Origin of the sequence: Mangrovicoccus ximenensis, assembly GCF_003056725.1 — a bacterium.
GTDB lineage: Bacteria > Pseudomonadota > Alphaproteobacteria > Rhodobacterales > Rhodobacteraceae > Mangrovicoccus > Mangrovicoccus ximenensis.
Genome location: NZ_QBKZ01000003.1, coordinates 60,098 through 76,388, shown reverse-complemented (window position 1 = coordinate 76,388; position 16,291 = coordinate 60,098). Strand labels below are relative to the sequence as shown.

General features: G+C 64.7%; 20 protein-coding genes. 6 read left to right on the top strand and 14 right to left on the bottom strand.

From position 1 onward, the window contains the following. The 6 genes from C7T91_RS08775 to C7T91_RS08755 form a co-directional block, all read right to left on the bottom strand. Entirely contained in the window at positions 1 to 918 is a 918-nt protein-coding gene (locus C7T91_RS08775) for a flagellin (protein WP_161555808.1), read from the bottom strand. An 85-nt stretch (positions 919 to 1,003) separates the two neighbouring features. Continuing rightward, positions 1,004 to 2,449: a flagellar hook-associated protein FlgK gene (gene flgK / locus C7T91_RS08770; protein ID WP_108258926.1), complete on the bottom strand. Its 1,446-nt coding sequence runs from the start codon at positions 2,447 to 2,449 to the stop codon at positions 1,004 to 1,006. 28 nt (positions 2,450 to 2,477) lie between these two features. Further along, on the bottom strand, positions 2,478 to 3,797 hold the full coding sequence (locus C7T91_RS08765) for a flagellar hook protein FlgE (RefSeq protein ID WP_108258925.1): 1,320 nt from the start codon (positions 3,795 to 3,797) through the stop codon (positions 2,478 to 2,480). A 98-nt stretch (positions 3,798 to 3,895) separates the two neighbouring features. Then, complete coding sequence (locus C7T91_RS08760; protein ID WP_108258924.1) at positions 3,896 to 4,753, bottom strand: flagellar motor protein MotB; 858 nt, start codon at positions 4,751 to 4,753, stop codon at positions 3,896 to 3,898. 173 nt (positions 4,754 to 4,926) lie between these two features. Further along, the gene (locus C7T91_RS31470; protein WP_236638120.1) at positions 4,927 to 5,160 is read right to left on the bottom strand and encodes a hypothetical protein; all 234 of its coding nucleotides are present in this window, start codon (positions 5,158 to 5,160) and stop codon (positions 4,927 to 4,929) included. Positions 5,161 to 5,286: 126 nt separating this feature from the next. Next, positions 5,287 to 6,261 (bottom strand): hypothetical protein, encoded by a 975-nt coding sequence (locus C7T91_RS08755; RefSeq protein WP_108258923.1) that lies wholly within the window; start codon positions 6,259 to 6,261, stop codon positions 5,287 to 5,289. Positions 6,262 to 6,436: 175 nt separating this feature from the next. Here C7T91_RS08755 and rfbC point away from each other — a divergent pair, with 175 nt between their 5' ends. From rfbC to C7T91_RS08725, 6 genes are all read left to right on the top strand, one after another. Further along, positions 6,437 to 7,000, top strand: a complete 564-nt coding sequence (gene rfbC / locus C7T91_RS08750; RefSeq protein ID WP_108258922.1) for a dTDP-4-dehydrorhamnose 3,5-epimerase — start codon at positions 6,437 to 6,439, stop codon at positions 6,998 to 7,000. A gap of 4 nt (positions 7,001 to 7,004) precedes the next feature. Continuing rightward, on the top strand, positions 7,005 to 8,054 hold the full coding sequence (gene rfbB / locus C7T91_RS08745) for a dTDP-glucose 4,6-dehydratase (RefSeq protein WP_108258921.1): 1,050 nt from the start codon (positions 7,005 to 7,007) through the stop codon (positions 8,052 to 8,054). 9 nt (positions 8,055 to 8,063) lie between these two features. Beyond that, the gene (gene rfbD / locus C7T91_RS08740; protein ID WP_108258920.1) at positions 8,064 to 8,927 is read left to right on the top strand and encodes a dTDP-4-dehydrorhamnose reductase; all 864 of its coding nucleotides are present in this window, start codon (positions 8,064 to 8,066) and stop codon (positions 8,925 to 8,927) included. A 6-nt stretch (positions 8,928 to 8,933) separates the two neighbouring features. Further along, positions 8,934 to 9,680 (top strand): sulfotransferase family 2 domain-containing protein, encoded by a 747-nt coding sequence (locus tag C7T91_RS08735; protein ID WP_108258919.1) that lies wholly within the window; start codon positions 8,934 to 8,936, stop codon positions 9,678 to 9,680. An 85-nt stretch (positions 9,681 to 9,765) separates the two neighbouring features. Continuing rightward, on the top strand, positions 9,766 to 10,641 hold the full coding sequence (gene rfbA, locus C7T91_RS08730; protein WP_108258918.1) for a glucose-1-phosphate thymidylyltransferase RfbA: 876 nt from the start codon (positions 9,766 to 9,768) through the stop codon (positions 10,639 to 10,641). Between the two features lie 73 nt (positions 10,642 to 10,714). Further along, positions 10,715 to 11,113, top strand: coding sequence for an META domain-containing protein (locus C7T91_RS08725; protein ID WP_161555807.1), 399 nt, complete (start codon positions 10,715 to 10,717; stop codon positions 11,111 to 11,113). Here the strand turns inward: C7T91_RS08725 and recO are convergent. Genes recO through C7T91_RS08685 form a run of 8 tightly spaced genes read right to left on the bottom strand, consistent with a single transcriptional unit; the run spans position 11,086 to position 16,087 of the window. After that, entirely contained in the window at positions 11,086 to 11,835 is a 750-nt protein-coding gene (gene recO, locus C7T91_RS08720) for a DNA repair protein RecO (RefSeq protein WP_108258916.1), read from the bottom strand. The genes C7T91_RS08725 and recO overlap by 28 nt on opposite strands. A gap of 39 nt (positions 11,836 to 11,874) precedes the next feature. After that, positions 11,875 to 12,492: an FMN-binding negative transcriptional regulator gene (locus C7T91_RS08715; RefSeq protein WP_108258915.1), complete on the bottom strand. Its 618-nt coding sequence runs from the start codon at positions 12,490 to 12,492 to the stop codon at positions 11,875 to 11,877. 9 nt (positions 12,493 to 12,501) lie between these two features. Further along, entirely contained in the window at positions 12,502 to 12,831 is a 330-nt protein-coding gene (locus C7T91_RS08710; protein ID WP_108258914.1) for a DUF1491 family protein, read from the bottom strand. Further along, the gene (gene era / locus C7T91_RS08705; protein ID WP_108258913.1) at positions 12,828 to 13,739 is read right to left on the bottom strand and encodes a GTPase Era; all 912 of its coding nucleotides are present in this window, start codon (positions 13,737 to 13,739) and stop codon (positions 12,828 to 12,830) included. Before era ends, C7T91_RS08710 begins: the two co-directional genes overlap by 4 nt. Continuing rightward, positions 13,736 to 14,425, bottom strand: coding sequence for a ribonuclease III (gene rnc / locus C7T91_RS08700; protein ID WP_108258912.1), 690 nt, complete (start codon positions 14,423 to 14,425; stop codon positions 13,736 to 13,738). Before rnc ends, era begins: the two co-directional genes overlap by 4 nt. Continuing rightward, on the bottom strand, positions 14,422 to 15,213 hold the full coding sequence (lepB, locus tag C7T91_RS08695) for a signal peptidase I (RefSeq protein WP_108258911.1): 792 nt from the start codon (positions 15,211 to 15,213) through the stop codon (positions 14,422 to 14,424). The genes rnc and lepB overlap by 4 nt, the downstream gene beginning before the upstream one ends. 11 nt (positions 15,214 to 15,224) lie before the next feature. Further along, the gene (acpS, locus tag C7T91_RS08690; RefSeq protein WP_108258910.1) at positions 15,225 to 15,683 is read right to left on the bottom strand and encodes a holo-ACP synthase; all 459 of its coding nucleotides are present in this window, start codon (positions 15,681 to 15,683) and stop codon (positions 15,225 to 15,227) included. After that, a complete protein-coding gene (locus C7T91_RS08685) occupies positions 15,680 to 16,087 on the bottom strand; it encodes a hypothetical protein (RefSeq protein WP_108258909.1) in 408 nt (135 codons plus the stop codon). The genes acpS and C7T91_RS08685 overlap by 4 nt, the downstream gene beginning before the upstream one ends. Positions 16,088 to 16,291: the final 204 nt, after the last annotated feature.

Below are 16,291 nucleotides of genomic sequence, written 5' to 3'. Positions count from 1 at the left end.
TCATAGAAACTTCGCAAGAGACAGCCCAGAAACTCTGGAAGTGACCATGTAAAGCGCCTCAAGTTGACCTTGCACTTGATTCAGCTCCACAACAGCCTCTGCGACATCCTTTCCCAGCATATCCTTTCGATACTCTCGAAGAGCATACATTTCGGAAGAGTTCTCAGCCAAAACCTCGTCAATGCGAGCTTGAAGAGAACCCATCTCAGCTTCTCTGGATATTAAATCACGATCCAGATTCAAAAGATCCTGGCCGATCTCAGCCATCAAATTTGACTTTTCTTGCTCCGGAAGAGGGGGCTGACCATCCGCCATCAAAGCCGAGACAGCATATAACTTCAAAAGATTTCGAACCTCGTAATCATACCCAGTCATTTCGACTCGAACAACCTCTCCATCCGCAACTCTGAAACCATCAAGCGCCTCATCAGACCCAAAATATGCGAGCATTTCATAGTCGCCACCAATTCCAAACCATACATCTGCAGCGGCTCGCACTTCCGCGGCGGTAGAAGCCGAACCCAATGCAGAGAGGAACGATGAAAGTATCTGCTCCGATGTGCTAAAAGCTGCTGACTGAGTCATAATTCCGGAAAAAATGCTCCGCCCCGAAACTTGAGAGTTTAGGGCAGATAAAGCAGCGTCGAACGATACTTTTGCGTCATGCAGAACCGCCGATCTCTTGTTCTCATCGACACTATTGGCTGTATCAACAAGAGCAACACCGACACTATGAACTCTGGATCTCGCCTTGGAAAAGGCTGTTTGTTGCGCATCCGCCAAAGTTCTTGCCGAATTAATCACAGAACGAAAACCTTCACCAACTTTCAGGCCATGTTCAATGAATGAAATATCCGAAAAGTTCCCAAACAAATGCGCTGACGGATTAGAAACCTCACCAGTGCCAACCTCGGTCACTTTATCCCTAAGTTCCAATCGGAGAGAGTGAACCTGACTTCTCAGAAGAAAAAAATTCGACAGATCACCAAGGGACGAATTCATATCAAATCCTCATCAACCATTCAAGCATTTCGTCAACCACTTGAACCACCCGAGCATTTGCCGCATAACTTTGCTCAATGATCAGCAATCTCTGCATCTCTGCGTCAGAATCGACGCCCTGTGCGAGTTCAAGTTGCTTCAATGCATGCAATTTTCCGCTTGAAAACGCCAGTTCACCTTCAGACACCTCAATGCTTTGGCCGATAAATGACGTTACATCCGCGGCAAGGCCCGCAGAGTTACGATTTGCCACGCCGAAAGTGGTGGAACTTGGCATGGAATATTTTGAAAGGGCGTCTGACAGCCGAAGCAATAGTGCTCCTTTTCCTTCCGGCCCCGGCGCAACAGCTCCCAGTCCATCCCGGACTCTCCAGACCTCCCCGCCCTGATCCACAAGGACATTCAACTGCAATCTTTGGGCGAGCCCTACTTCATTTGCGGCATCAAATCTTGTCCCCCCATCGCTTAGAAGCCCCGGATCAGCGGTGGACAAGGTCAAGTCAACGCTAGGGTCATCAAGACGTTCGACCAAGTCACGCGCAAAACCGTCAAGCTTAGCTTGGAAGTCGACCGCACTGTGATCCCTGATTTTGAAAAGCCCCTGCATTGCCCCCCCTGCTATCGGGCTGTCTGCACCTTCAGTCTCTACTTCTTCTCCATTGATCTTGAGGGGTGACAGAGCGCCTGGAAAAGTCATGTTTGGGGTCATGACCGCAGCTGGGGAAAACTCTAAGATGGCAGCCTTCCCATCGAGCAGCAACTGTCCGCCCGGAGACATGAGGGCAATCGATCCATTCGACCGTGGAAGTTCAGTTACTGGAATGATCTTCCCTACTTGATCGACGAGAGCTTGCCGCTGATCGAGCATGGCAGAAACATCATGGTTCAGTACGAGATTTCGCTGGATGGAAGCATTGACCGCTTGAAGCTGCTTCAAGGCTGCGTTGACTTGGGCGACCTGGGCGGCGATGTCCCTATCGGCCCGCAGTCTTTCAGTTTGCACCGACTCTCCCAGCCCGTTGAGGTGCTGCACGATCCCCGATAGCCTGTCTGTCACCGTCAGCAAGTGTGGTTCGCTTTCCGGAGCGCTGGTCGCTTGTGCCAAGGCCACCTCAAGCTTGGAAATTCGGTCGGTCAGTGAGCCGGCCTCCATCGGCAGCCCCAGTTGCCGCTGCATCCGGCTAAAGAACATCTCCGCAGTGGAGGCATGCGCCAGTCCTGACTCGGCGCTGCGCCGGTCGGCAACAAGCACCTGGTCAACCAGCCGCGTCACGCCAACGACACGGACGCCGCCGGTGTCACCGCCCGCCCGCGGCGCCAGAACGGCTTCTCGGACCCCGTATCCTTCGGTCATTACATTGGCAATGTTGGACGCGGCAACCTCAGCGAGCCGGGAACTGGCCGTCAGCCCAGAGAGAGCATTTGATAGCGCACCTGAAATACTCATGATCTATCGGCCTCTCCGCTCAAAAAATTCAGCGCTTGATGTTCGTTGTTTCCTGCAGCATCTCGTCCACCGTCTGAATGACCTTCGCATTCGAGGTGTAGGCGCGCTGCGTCTGGATAAGGTCCGTCAGCTCCTTGGCGACGTCCGTCGAGGACTGTTCCCGGGAATAGCCGACGATTTCGCCGGTCGGACCATCGGCAGCATCCCAAAGATAATAGGTCCCGCTTTCCTTGGTCACCTGGTAGGTCTGGTAATCCTGCGCCTCCAAACCGTTGCGGTTGGAGACGGCAACCAGGGGAATCTGGTATAGGGTCCGCGACGTTCCGGTGTCATACCGCCCGTAGACGTAGCCGTTCTCGTCGACCTCGATGAGGATCATCGTTCCCGTCCCCGAGCCATTCTTGGATATGTTCGTCGGGCGGAACGAGTTTCCGAACTGGCTCAGCCCGTTCGTGGTGTCGAGTTCGCCGATCGAGATACGGATGGGTCCACTGGCCGTGGTGACCTCCACCATGCCGGTTCCAGGGTCATAGGCGCCGCCGGTCACCGTCGTGACGGATGCCAGCGATCCCCCCGCGGTTTGGGTATCGTTGAATGTGACGGTGTATTCGCCGATGACGGTCGAGGACGGAATGGTCGCGGAGTCCGTCATGACCAGCGTCCATTCATTGGACGCAACGCCAGCCACAGCCGGCGAGGGTCGGAATTCGATCGTGATGTCCTGGGTGCTTCCAAGGTTGTTGTAATACTCGATCTTCTGGCGTTCGTAATCCGTGGACGGGTCGATCACCGCCTGCTCCGTAACCGTGGCCGGAAGGTTGATCCCCAACTTGATCTCGGTCGTCGGTTCGCTGCTGATCGCGCTGAGATTGACTTGGATCGGTTCCAGGTTTGCCACCGAGTCGCGGGCAAAGGCCGGGATGGAGCCATCCGGGTTGGCCGGCACGCCGAGCAGCACCAGACCGGTTTCGGTCTTGAGGAAGCCCTCCGCATCCGTCCGGAAAGACCCCGTGGTCGTCAGCATCATGGAAAGATCGCCGTTGTCGACGGTCACTTCGGGCTTCGTGGTTACCGGAAGGAAACCATTGCCCCTCACCGCCAGATCCGTGGAATTGTTCGAGCCGATCAGGGAACCGGATTGGTCGATCATCCGCTGTGTCGAAACGCGCACGCCTCCCGCGGAATAGGTCGATCCGTTCGAGGACGTCACAAGCGAGTGGAAGTCCGTCTCGACCCGCTTGTAGCCGAAGGTGTTCGAGTTCGCGATGTTGTCGGAAATCGTCGAGAGCCTAGCTGCGTTTGCATTAAGCCCCATAACCCCGGCATTCAGGGAGGAGGAAATCGTCATCGACTGCGCCTTTCTGCTTCAGCAAGTCCGTCTCCCGGACCCTAGCAATGTCGTGCTTAATGGGCGGCTAACGGCTAAAATTGATCCGAGAATTGAGTTCAGACGCCTTCGCGGAGGAAGGTGACCATGATCCGGTTGTTGCGGATCGACATGGGGTTCCGCACGGCGGGCTTGCGGTCGGCAAAGCCGATGACTTTCTGGATTCTTCCCGTGGGGAATCCGGCCCGCTCGACAATCTGCCGCGCGATCTGGGCGCGCTCGGTCGAGATGTCCCAAACCGGATTGACGGCAACCACCAGCGGCCGTGCTGCAAGATGGGCCGAGATGGATATCTCGTTGGCAACCAGCCGCGCGCTGTCGGAAATATAGCGCAGCGCCGTCCGCAGATCCGGGGTGGGCTCGTTGGTCCCCGGCCAGAACAGGGCAATTTCAGGCGTCTCGAAAACCTCGAAGACAAGGCCTTCCTCGCTGAGGCGGGATATGACGTGCCGCATCCTCTGCAGTTCGGCCATGCTTTCGCCACCCCGCGCCTGCAGCTGTTCCAGCAGGTTCTCCGCCTCGCGGATCCGCGCCTCGGGTGCCGTCTCGATCACTTCCTGCGGGGAGGTATCGACGCCAAGCGCACCGCGGGCCTGATTCTCCGATGTCGGACGCTCCATCGACGCTCCCGTCCCGCTCTGCGGAAGGACATCTTCGGAGAACACGCTGTCCCCCCAGAACTGCCCGTCGCCGCCGCCCGACACCTTGTTGACCGGAATCGTCGGAGAGAAGTAGTCGGCCAGCCCCTTGCGCTGCTTTTCCGTGGTCGCATTGAGCAGCCACATCAGCAGGAAGAACGCCATCATCGCGGTCACGAAATCCGCATAGGCGACCTTCCAGGCACCGCCGTGATGGCCATGGCCGCCGACGATCTTCTTCTTCTTGACGATGATCGGTGCGAGATTTTCTGTCGACATGGGGATGGAACCTGACGCTTCCGCTTGGCTGCCTGACTAGCAGCGAGCAATAAACACAGGCTTAACCAACCCGGGCCGACACCGGGCCAGCGGCATGGATGCGGTCGCGCAGGACGGAAAAAGCCGGACCCGTTTCCGGATCCGGCTCGCGATTTCAATCCGGCTGGACTGGATCAGTCAGCGGTCGTGGTGCTCGAGGAGGAGCCGCCCGAACCACCGAGGCCGATCAGGGTTGCGACGACGGCAACGCCTGCGGTCGCCAGACCGGCTTTCGCTTCGCCGCTCAGCGGCGCGTTCGGGTTCTGCGAAACGGCAACCGATGCGGCTGCACCGTTTGCGGATTGTGCCTGTGCAACACAGGGTGCGGCGAGGGTCAGTGCGCAGAGAACAGCCCAAAACTTCGACATGTCGTACTCCAATGAAAAGGTCCTGTTTGAGAGCAATCTAACACAAAAGTAAGATGAGTAAACCGAAGCTTGCGGCGGGGAACGGCCAAATCCGGCATTTGGGGCGCGCCTGTTGCCGCAGGGTCCTCATGACAGCCCGTACCGCGCGCCGAGCTGGTCCAGCCGGTTCGGTCTGCCCAAGTTTTGGCGCTTTTGAGCCATGATTTCGGCAAATGCGAGACGATCTTCCTCGGGAAGGCAGGCTCCGACCCCGGCCATGCACGATTCGCCAAGCGCCGCGCGGTCTTCGAGGTCGAGCTTGACCAGCGGCACCCCCAGCTCGAGCAGCGCAGCCGGCGCCCGGTGCGTCACGTTGCCCGCGACGCACCAATCCGCCGCGGCCTCTCCGCCTGCCGCCCGCCCCGGAAGCGCCGCCAGGCCGGGCTCCTTCAGCACCGCCTGGCGCACGACCTCGCGGCTGGCGACCGTCTCGCGGCTGAACCCCGCCCGTTCCATGTGGCGCGACAGGCCGATCTCGCCCAGGAGCACGGTCGCCGGGCGGAGGTCGGTGGGAATGTAGCGGTCCCAGAACCGGCGGAAACTCGGATGCCGGAAGCAGCGGCCGGAAAAGGAGAGGCAAAACGACGTCAGATGGGGCCGCAGCTCCGTGCTTTCGGTGGCGCTGCAGATGTCGCGCCCGCTCCCGAGCAGGCGGCCGATGAAGCCGTCGAGACCGGAGGACACCCAGAAGACGCTGTCATTGAGCAAGAGCAGGCGGTCGAGACCGGGGGCGATTTTCCGCACCAGCCGGACGCCGCAGCGGTAGCTGCCGAAATCGCGACCGAAATTGCGCCGCTCCACGTAGCAGTCCGCCGGAAGCCGGACGCCGCCGGACGCGAGCGCCCCGGCGTTCACCGCCACGACATAGACGCCGCGGCGCCGCAGCGCCAGCATCAGCGCGAGCATGTCCGGGCGCGGGCGGCCATTCTGGTAGAGCGCCACCATCGCGACCGGTCCGCCGCGATAGGGCTCCTGCCACAGCGGCACGGCCGACTGCCCGGCGCCCCGCATGCGGCGCCCGAGGTCGCGCAGCAGGAAGGCCGGCAAGAGAAGCAGCCGCATGACCCAACGACGCAAATCGACCCCCAATCCAAGTTAACGGACTATTAACACGCGCCGGGGCACCGATCCAGTTCCCCGGCGCCGCACGCGGCGGACCGGATGCGTCCATTTTGCCGTGGGCCGGGCTCCGCAATATCTGCTACCGCTGTTGCGAACTTTCTGATGAGGAGCCGTCGTGCAGGTAGAAGAAACCGAGCTTCCGGGCGTCATGCAAATCGTGCCGAAGCGCTTCGGCGACAGCCGGGGCTTCTTTTCCGAGGTCTACAGCAAAGTGGCCGCAGCGGAAGCCGGGATCACCGTCGAATTCGTGCAGGACAACCATTCGCTGTCGCGCGACGTGGGAGTCGTGCGCGGCCTGCATTTCCAGGCCCCGCCCCATGCCCAGGACAAGCTGGTGCGCGTCGGCGCAGGCCGCGTGCTCGACGTCGCGGTCGACATCCGCAAGGGCAGCCCGCATTTCGGCAAATGGGTCGCGGTCGAGCTCTCGGCCGAGCTCGGCAACCAGCTCTTCATTCCCAAGGGCTTCCTGCACGGCTTCGCCACGCTCGAGCCGAATTCCGAGCTGCTCTACAAGTGTTCGGACGTCTATGCCCCGGATTGCGACGGGGCGGTGCGCTTCGACGATCCCGATATCGGAATCGATTGGGGGTTCGACACCTCCGCGGCGGTCCTCTCCGAGAAGGACGCCAAGGCGCCGTTCCTGAAGGACTTCGACAGTCCGTTTGTCTACGAGGATTGATGCAATGAAACTTTTGGTCACCGGCGGAGCCGGATTCATCGGATCCGCGGTTGTCCGGCTTGCCGTGTCGCGCGGCCATTCGGTGGTGAATGTCGATGCGCTGACCTATGCCGCCTGCCTCGACAACGTCGCCTCGGTCGCCGGCAGCCCGCTCTATGCCTTCGAACATGCGGATATCTGCGATGCGGCCGCGCTGAAGCGCATCTTCGACGCCCACAAGCCCGATGCGGTGATGCACTTGGCAGCCGAATCCCATGTCGACCGCTCGATCGACGGCCCCCGCGCCTTCATCGAGACCAACATCATGGGCACCTACGAGATGCTGCAGGCCGCCCGCGCCTACTGGACCGGGCAGGGCAAGCCGGAGAGCTTCCGCTTCCACCACATCTCTACCGACGAGGTCTTCGGCTCGCTGCCGAACGACCCGTCGGTGAAGTTCACCGAAGACACTCCCTACGACCCGCGCTCGCCCTATTCCTCGTCCAAGGCCTCCTCGGACCACCTGGTCCGCGCCTGGCACGAGACCTACGGCCTGCCGGTCGTGCTGACCAACTGCTCGAACAATTACGGCCCCTTCCACTTCCCCGAGAAGCTGGTGCCGGTCATCATCCTGAACGCGCTGGCCGGAAAGCCGCTGCCGATCTACGGCGACGGCTCGAACGTGCGCGACTGGCTCTTCGTCGAGGACCACGCCGACGCGCTGCTGCTGGTCGTCGAGAAGGGCGAGCTCGGCCGCAGCTACAATATCGGCGGCGAGAACGAGAAGACCAACCTGGAGCTCGTCCGGACGCTCTGCGCGATCCTCGACCAAAAGCGGCCGAAGGCCTCGGGCTCGTATGCCGACCAGATCACCTTCGTCACCGACCGCCCCGGCCATGACGCCCGCTATGCGATCGACCCGGCGCGCATCCGCGCCGAGCTGGACTGGCGCCCCTCGGTAACCGTCGAGGAAGGGCTGGAGAAGACCGTGCAGTGGTATCTCGACAATGAAACCTGGTGGCGCGCGCTGCAGGACCGCCACGGCGTCGGCGAACGCCTCGGCAAGGCCAGCTAAGGACACCCCATGAAGATCCTCGTTTTCGGCCGGACCGGCCAGCTCGCGACCGAGGTCCAGCGCCGTGCAGGCCCGCACGAGCTGGACATCCGCGGCAGCCAGGACGCCGATTTCACCGACCCGGAGGCCTGCGCGGCGATCATCGCCGCCACGGATGCCGATGCGGTGATCAACACCTCGGCCTACACCGCCGTCGACAAGGCCGAGAGCGACGGGGACACTGCGCGCCTCGTCAATGCGGCCACGCCGGCCCGGCTGGCCGAGGCGGCGGCGGCGAAGGGCATTCCCTTCGTCCATGTCTCGACCGACTACGTCTTCGACGGCTCGGGCGACCGGCCCTTCGCGCCGGACCACCCGACCGCGCCGCTCGGCGCCTATGGCCGCACCAAGCTCGAAGGCGAAGAGGCCATCCGCGCGGCGGGCGGGACGCATGCGATCCTGCGCACCTCCTGGGTGGTCTCGGCGCATGGCAACAACTTCGTCAAGACGATGCTGCGGCTCGGACGCGAGCGCGACCGGCTGACCATCGTGGCCGACCAGATCGGCGGCCCGACCCCGGCGGCGGCGCTGGCCGATGCCTGCCTCGCCGCAGCGGAACAGCTGGCTGCCGACCCGTCGAAATCGGGCACCTACCATGTCTCGGGCGGCCCGGATGTCAGCTGGGCCGATTTCGCCCGCGAGATCTTCGCCCAGGCCGGGATCTCCTGCGAGGTGGCGGACATTCCCAGCTCGGACTACCCGACGCCGGCGAAACGGCCGCTGAACTCGCGCATGGACAACAGCGCGACCGAAGCCGCCTTCGGGTTCCCCCGTCCGGACTGGAAAGCCGGGCTCGCCGACATCCTCGCCGACCTGGCGGAAGACAAGGCCTGACAGCCGGTGTCCCGGAGCCTGCGATATGCCGCCGGGACATTCCGTCCGCTCGCCGAGAACCTGGCGCATGGCTTCGCCGCCGAGCACGCGCTGGAATTCTACGCCGCGCAGGCGGTCTACAGCTTCATCCCGAAGAACGCCTGCTCGACCCTGCGCTTCGCCCTGGCGCGGGCCAACGGCGCGGTGTCCTCGCCGGTGGAGATCGACTGGATCCACCACAACAACTACGCGTTCCGGGCGGACCAGCGGTCGCTGCAGCAGGCCGGATTCACCTTCGTCGTGCTGCGCTGCCCGTTCCGGCGGCTGGTCTCGGTCTTCCTCGACAAGATCGTCAACCGCTACCACAATTTCTGGGCCGCCTTCCCGCAGGAGGACGGCCCGGTCATCCCCGGCGACGTGACCTTCCGCATATTCGTCGACCGGCTGGCGCGCAGCAAGCTGAGCGCCGACATCCACTGGCGCCCGCAGGTCGATTTCCTCGTCTACGAAGACTACGATCTGTGGATGCCGCTGGAGCAATTCCGGCGCACCTGCCCGGGCTCTCCGAGCGGCTCGGCCTCGAAATCCTCGACACCCGCGCGCTGCTGCGCCACGACACCAGCCGCTTCGCGCCGGCGCCGGAGGGCAACTATGCCGACACTCCGATCCGCGAGATCGAGGCGATGCAGGCCCGGGGCATGTCGCCCCGCGGCGAACAGCTTTTCGACGAGGCCCTCGCCGGTCTCGCAGCCCATCTCTATCACGCCGACCTGACCCTCTATGCGGGGAAATTCGGGACGGACAGCATTCTCTTTCCACGGTTCGCAGCAACCGGCCAAGACCAGTAGGAGTATTTTCCGTGACCCAGCGCAAAGGCATCATTCTCGCCGGCGGCTCCGGCACCAGGCTCTATCCGATCACCCGCGGGGTGTCGAAGCAGCTGCTGCCGATCTACGACAAGCCGATGATCTATTTCCCGATTTCCGTCCTGATGCTGGCCGGCATCCGCGAGATTGCGATGATCACCACGCCGCAGGACCAAGACCAGTTCAAGCGCACCCTGGGCGACGGCAGCCAATGGGGCATCAAGCTCGAATACATCGTCCAGCCCTCCCCCGACGGGCTGGCGCAGGCCTATATCCTGGCCGAGGACTTCCTCGACGGCGCGCCCTCGGCGATGTGCCTCGGCGACAACATCTTCTTCGGCCACGGCCTGCCCGAACTCCTGGCCTCGGCCGGCTCGAAGGAAACCGGCGGAACGGTCTTCGGCTACCGCGTGGCCGATCCCGAGCGCTACGGCGTGGTCAAGTTCGACGCCGAGGGCAAGGCCGAGCAGATCATCGAGAAGCCCGAGGTGCCGCCGTCCAACTACGCGGTGACCGGCCTCTACTTCCTCGACGGCTCCGCGCCCGCGCGCGCCCGCAAGGTGGAGCCTTCCGCCCGCGGCGAGCTGGAGATCACCACGCTGCTGGAAATGTACCTCAACGAAGGTTCGCTGAGCGTGGAGACCATGGGCCGCGGCTATGCCTGGCTCGACACCGGCACCCATGCCTCGCTGCTCGATGCGGGCAATTTCGTCCGCACACTGACCGAGCGCCAGGGCCAGCAGGTCGGCTGCCTCGAGGAAATCGCCTTCGAGCAGGGCTGGATCAGCGCCGCGGAGCTGCGCGAGGCCGGCACGACCTACAAGAAGAACGACTACGGCAAGTATCTGCTCGCCCTCGCGAAGGAGTGAGTCCGGCCCTTGCCCCCCGCTGCGGGGGGCCCCATCTTCCGGGCGGGCGCCTTCCGCCCGGGAGATGAGAGACATGAAACACCTGATCTGGCTGGCCGCGCTGGCCGCTGCACCGATGGCCATGGCCCAGACCGCCCCCGAAGCCGATCCCGGAACCGAGTACCGCCTGGCCGAGCTGGACGGCGCGCCCTACGAGGGCGACGCAACGCTGGTCTTCCCCGAAGAGGGCCGGGTCGCGGGCAAGGGCCCCTGCAACAACTTCATGGGCCGCGCCGACTGGGGCGAAGACGGCAGCGTCTCCTTCGGACCGCTCGCCGCCACGATGATGGCCTGCCCCGATCTCGACGGCGAGAAGACGATCCTCGACCTGCTCGGCGCCGTGTCGCAGATCGAGACCACCGAGGACGGCTTCCTGCTGTCGACGCCCGAGGGCGCCACGCTGCTCTACCGCGTCTCCGCCCCGGCAGAGTGAGGCCCGCGCTTCAGCAGGTCGACCAGCCGTGACCGGGAGGCCGGGAAGGGCTGGCCGCTCCATTGCGGCGGGACGTGCTTCTTCAGGAAATGGCCGGTGGTCGAGAGCGCCAGCGCGATCTCGCCATCCGGTGCGGGCCCCTGCCCCTTCAGGCAATCCGGCAGCGGCAGCAGACGGTCGGCCCACTCCCCCGCCGCCTGGCGGCTGACCGCGCGCCCGGTCCGCGGAGAGACGAAGCACAGCTCCTCGTTGGTGCCGCGCACCGCGCAGCGGTCAAGCTCCAGCCCGTAGCCGAGCGCCTCGAGAAGCGCGAGTTCCCAGCGCAGATAGGCCAGCGTCCAGGCGGGCGTCAGCGGCATCACGTCGAGCAGCTCGGCGGTGCGCTCGTAGATTCCCGGCAGGTGCATCCGCTCGGGCAGCGCATAGGCCAGGAGCCCGGTCACCGCCGCCAGCCCCGCCAGCGTGCGGCGGTCGTTCATCAGCCGACCGGCGCGGTCGCGCTCCAGCTCCGCGGTGAAGGCGCCCATGTGGTGGTCGAGCCGCGCCCGCCAGCTCAGCGCCAAGAGATTGCCGGGCTGCAGGACCGGCGACATCCGGCGGCTCTGCCCGCCGCGCAGGAGACCCGCGTGGCGGCCGTGCCCAGGGGTCAGCACCTCGAGGATCGCCGCATGTTCGCCATGCGGACGGCACGCGATGAGGATGCCCTGTCCCTGCCATTCCATCCGCTGAAGATAGGTCCGCCGCGCCGCCGGGAAAAGCGCTCAGCGCTTCTTGGCCATGATCTGCGCCAGCCCGGCATTGCCGCGCGCCGCCAGCCCGTCGATGGCGCCCTGCAGATCGGCCGCGTCGCGGTTCTGGCTCAGCTTCGATTTCGCCAGCACGCGGGTCACCTCGATCTGCAGCGCCACGATGTTACCCAGCATCCCCTCGAGGTAATCGGCAGGCGCATCGGCCATCTTCCAGGCGGCATCGCCATTGGCGCGGCGCTCGTGCAGCCGGGTCAGCAGCGCCACCGCCCGGCGCTTGGCCTGCATGTCATGGGAAAAGGAAATCCGGCCGTGCACATGCACCGCCTGGTAGTTCCAGGTCGGCACCGCGCGGTGATGCTTCGCCTTGCCGGGATAGTCATTGGGCGAGACATAGCCGTCGGCGCCGCGGAAGATCGCCAGAACCTCCTGTCCTTCCCCGATTTCGCGATGCATGCCGTTGGCCAGAGCGCAGTGGCCGATCAGGCTGCCATCCGGCGCGGCCAGCAGCGGCAAGTGGTTGGCAACGAGGCCTTCCGCGGTCTGCGCCACGACGCAGGCCAGCGGCGCGCCCTCCATGATCGCGGAAACCGCCGCCGGGTCGCGTTCCTCGAAATGCCGGGGAATGTACATGGGCGCCCCTCAGGCCAGCGACGGATCGTCGAGCAGCGAGCGGCCGTCGCGGCTTTCCAGCTCGATCACCCAGAGGTCGCGGTCGCGCCCGGTTTCGCGGCGGATGCGCTCGTCGATCTCGAACTCGGCCTCGGCCATGGTGCGGACCCAATGCCGGACATCCGCCATCAGGTCGTATTGCCGTTCCCACAGTTCCGCCGTGCCGTCGAGCCGCGCGACCTTGACCCAGACCGCGCCCGCGGTGGCGTCGCCCTTCTGGACGACATAGGCGGGGATGTTTTCCAGCCCCAGCCTCGTCATGTAGGCCCCGACCCAGATGCCGGTGGCGAGGCGGCTCACAGGTCGCCGTCGCGGAAATCGAGCCCCATCTCGCCGTAGCGCTCGGCCTCTTCCAGCCAGTTCGGGCGGACCTTGACCTGGCAGAACAGGTGGACTCGGCGTTCGAGGAATTCCTCCAGCTCCAGCCGCGACGCCTGGCTGATCGCCTTGATCGTCTCGCCGCCCTTGCCGAGGATGATCCCCTTGTGGCCGTCGCGGGCGACATAGATGATCTGGTCGATCCGGGTCGAGCCGTCCTCGCGGTCCTCCCAGGCCTCGGTCTCCACGGTCAGCTGGTAGGGCAGTTCCTGGTGCAGGCGCAGCGTCAGCTTCTCGCGGGTGATCTCGGCGGCGATCATGCGCATCGGCAGGTCGGCGATCTGGTCCTCGGGATAGAGCCACGGGCCCGCCGGCAGCTCGTTCGCCAGCCATTCGCGCAGATCGTCGACGCCATAGCCCTTCTCGGCCGAGATCATGAAGGTCTTGGCGAAGGCGAAGCGGCTGTTGAGCTTCTCGGTCAGCGCCAGCAGGGTCTTGGCCTCGACGCGGTCGATCTTGTTGATCGCCAGCGCGACCGGCTGGCCGGTGCCGCGCTCGGCCAGCGCCTCGATGATCCGCTCCACGCCTTCGGTGATGCCGCGATGGGCCTCGACCAGCAGCACGACCAGGTCGGCATCCGCCGCCCCGCCCCAGGCCGCGGCGACCATCGCGCGGTCGAGTCGGCGGCGCGGGCGGAACAGGCCGGGCGTGTCGACGAAGACGATCTGGCTGTCGCCCTCGATCGCAACGCCGCGGATGCGGGCGCGCGTGGTCTGCACCTTGTGGGTGACGATCGAGACCTTGGCCCCGACCATCCGGTTCAGGAGCGTCGATTTCCCGGCATTCGGCTCGCCGATCAGGGCAACGAATCCGGCTTTCTGGCTGGTCATGTCTTAGGTCCTTTCAGCCGGGACAGCAGGTCCCGTGCGGCGGCCTGCTCGGCCTGCCGCTTCGAGCCCGCCGTGGCGGTCGCGGTCTCGCCGGAATCGAGACGAACGCAGATCCGGAATTGCGGCGCGTGGTCGGGACCTTCGCGGCCGGTGATCTCGTAATGCGGCGGGGTCTGGCCGCGCGCCTGCGCCCATTCCTGCAGCGCGGTCTTCGGGTCGCGGGCATCGGCCTTGACGCTGCCGATCCGGCTGCCCCAGAGCCGCAGCACCAGCTCGTGCGCGGCGCGGAAACCAGCATCCAGATAGACCGCGGCGATCACCGCCTCCAGCGCATCGGCCAGCAGGGCCTCCTTGCGCCGCCCGCCCGAAAGCATCTCGGAGCGGCCGAGCCGGAGCACCTTGCCCAGCTCGATCTCGCGGGCGACATCGGCACAGGTTTCCTTGCGCACAAGCGCGTTGAAGCGCGGCGCCAGAACCCCCTCGGCCGCCTTGTCGTCGGCGCCGAGCAGCGCCTCGGCCATGACGAGCCCGAGGACCCGGTCACCGAGGAATTCCAGCCGCTCGTTGTTCGGCTGGCTCGTCGACGAGACCGAGGCATGGGTCAGCGCCTCCTTCAGGAGGGCCTGGTTGGAGAACTGGTGTCCGAGCCGCGCCGTGAAGGCCTTGATATCCGGAGACTGGGTCAATCGAGCGCCTTGAAGAAGCGGTCCTTGCGCCAGGTCCAGAAGAAGAAGATGGACCGGCCCGCGGAGGAGAACATCACCCGGTCGGCGCGGCCGATCAGGTTTTCGAAGGGAACGAAGCCGACGCCATGCGCGGTCTGCGGCACGCGGCTGTCATTGGAGTTGTCGCGGTTGTCGCCCATGAAGAAGAACTGCCCCTCCGGCACGGTGTAGACGCCGGTATTGTCCAGCCGAGTCTCGCGCGTGTCCAGAATGGAATGGCTGCGGCCGCCCGGAAGCGTCTCGGTCAGCCGGGTCTTCTCGCAATCGGCGCCAAGTCCGACCATGCCGTTCGAGCAGATCGGCACGCCGCCCATCGGGCCCTGCGGCTCGAAGGTCTCGACGAAGGTGCCCGCGGGCTCGGTCGGGACTTCCTCGCCGTTCAGCCATAGGCGGCCGCCGCGGACCTGGACCTTGTCGCCCGGCAGGCCGATCAGCCGCTTGATGAAGTCCTGGCCGGTCACCGGATGGCGGAACACGACGATGTCGCCGCGCTCGGGCTCGTCGCCCATGATGCGGCCGTCGATGAAGGAGCACATCGAGGCGAAGGGGCAGGAATACTGCGAATAGCCATAGGCCATCTTGTTGACGAAAAGGAAATCCCCGATCAGCAGCGTGTCCTTCATCGACCCCGAGGGGATCCAGAAGGGCTGGAAGAACAGCGTGCGGAACACGCCCGCGATCAGAAGGGCATAGACGATCGTCTTGACGGTCTCGACCAGCCCGCTCTCTTTACCTGCCTTCGCGGCCATGCAGTGTCCTTTCAGTCCTGATGCGGCGTTTCTTGGGGGGAGGCCGGGGCGGTGTCAAGCGCGCCGCCCCCGGCCAGGGGACGGGCCTCGATCACCACGAAGGCCTGGGCCCAGGGATGGTCGTCGGTCAGCGTGACATGCACCACCGCCTCGTGCCCGGGCGGCGTCATCTCGGCCAGCCGCTCGGCGGCCCAGCCGGTCAGTTCCATCACCGGCTGGCCGGTGGCGATGTTGCGCACCGCCATGTCCTTCCACGAGATGCCCATGGCCAGCCCGGTGCCGAGCGCCTTGGAACAGGCCTCCTTGGCCGCCCACCGCTTGGCATAGGTGCCCGCCACATCGGCGCGGCGCTCGGCCTTGGCGCGCTCGGTCTCGGTGAAGACCCGCGTCTTGAACCGGTCGCCGAAGCGCTCCAGCGTGCCCGCGATCCGCTCGATATTGGCCAGGTCCGAGCCGATGCCGAGGATCATGCGCGATCGGCCGCGACGCGGCGCGCGACCGCGCCGAACAGGAGATAGCCGACGATCAGCAGCGTCGCGGCATAGATCGCCACGGTCGCCAGGATCGACATCCACAGCCCCGGCGGCAGTGCCGCCAGATCGCCGCCCGCCGCCACGACCGCGAAGACGCCGAGCATCAGGAAGGTCGCCGTGCCCCAGAGCGCCATCGACAGCGCGGTGCGGCGCAGCAGCGCCTCGGAGGGCTCCGGACAAGGTGGCGCCCGGTTCCGGCCCCGATTGACCAGCCGCGCCCGGCGCAGGGGTGAAAGATCGAGCGGCTCTTCCGGCTTGATCGCGGCGAAGGGCGTCGCCGATGCGTCGCGGCTTCGGAGATCGTCCCGGCGTCCCGGCCGTCCGGCCGCGGGGGATGCCATCTGCCGGATGGAACCGCGATCCGTCCCGCCGTGAATCTTCGGACAAGGCCGGATGTCGCGGCGGCATCAGCCGAGGCGCGTGCCCTTTCCCGGGACGGAAGCGCCCGATGCGATGCGCGCTGCCGCAAGCCTGCATCGCAACTACGCAGCGCGGAGGCCCGGCCGGAACTTCGGGCAGGCGATGCCGCGGGAGAGGCTTGCGGA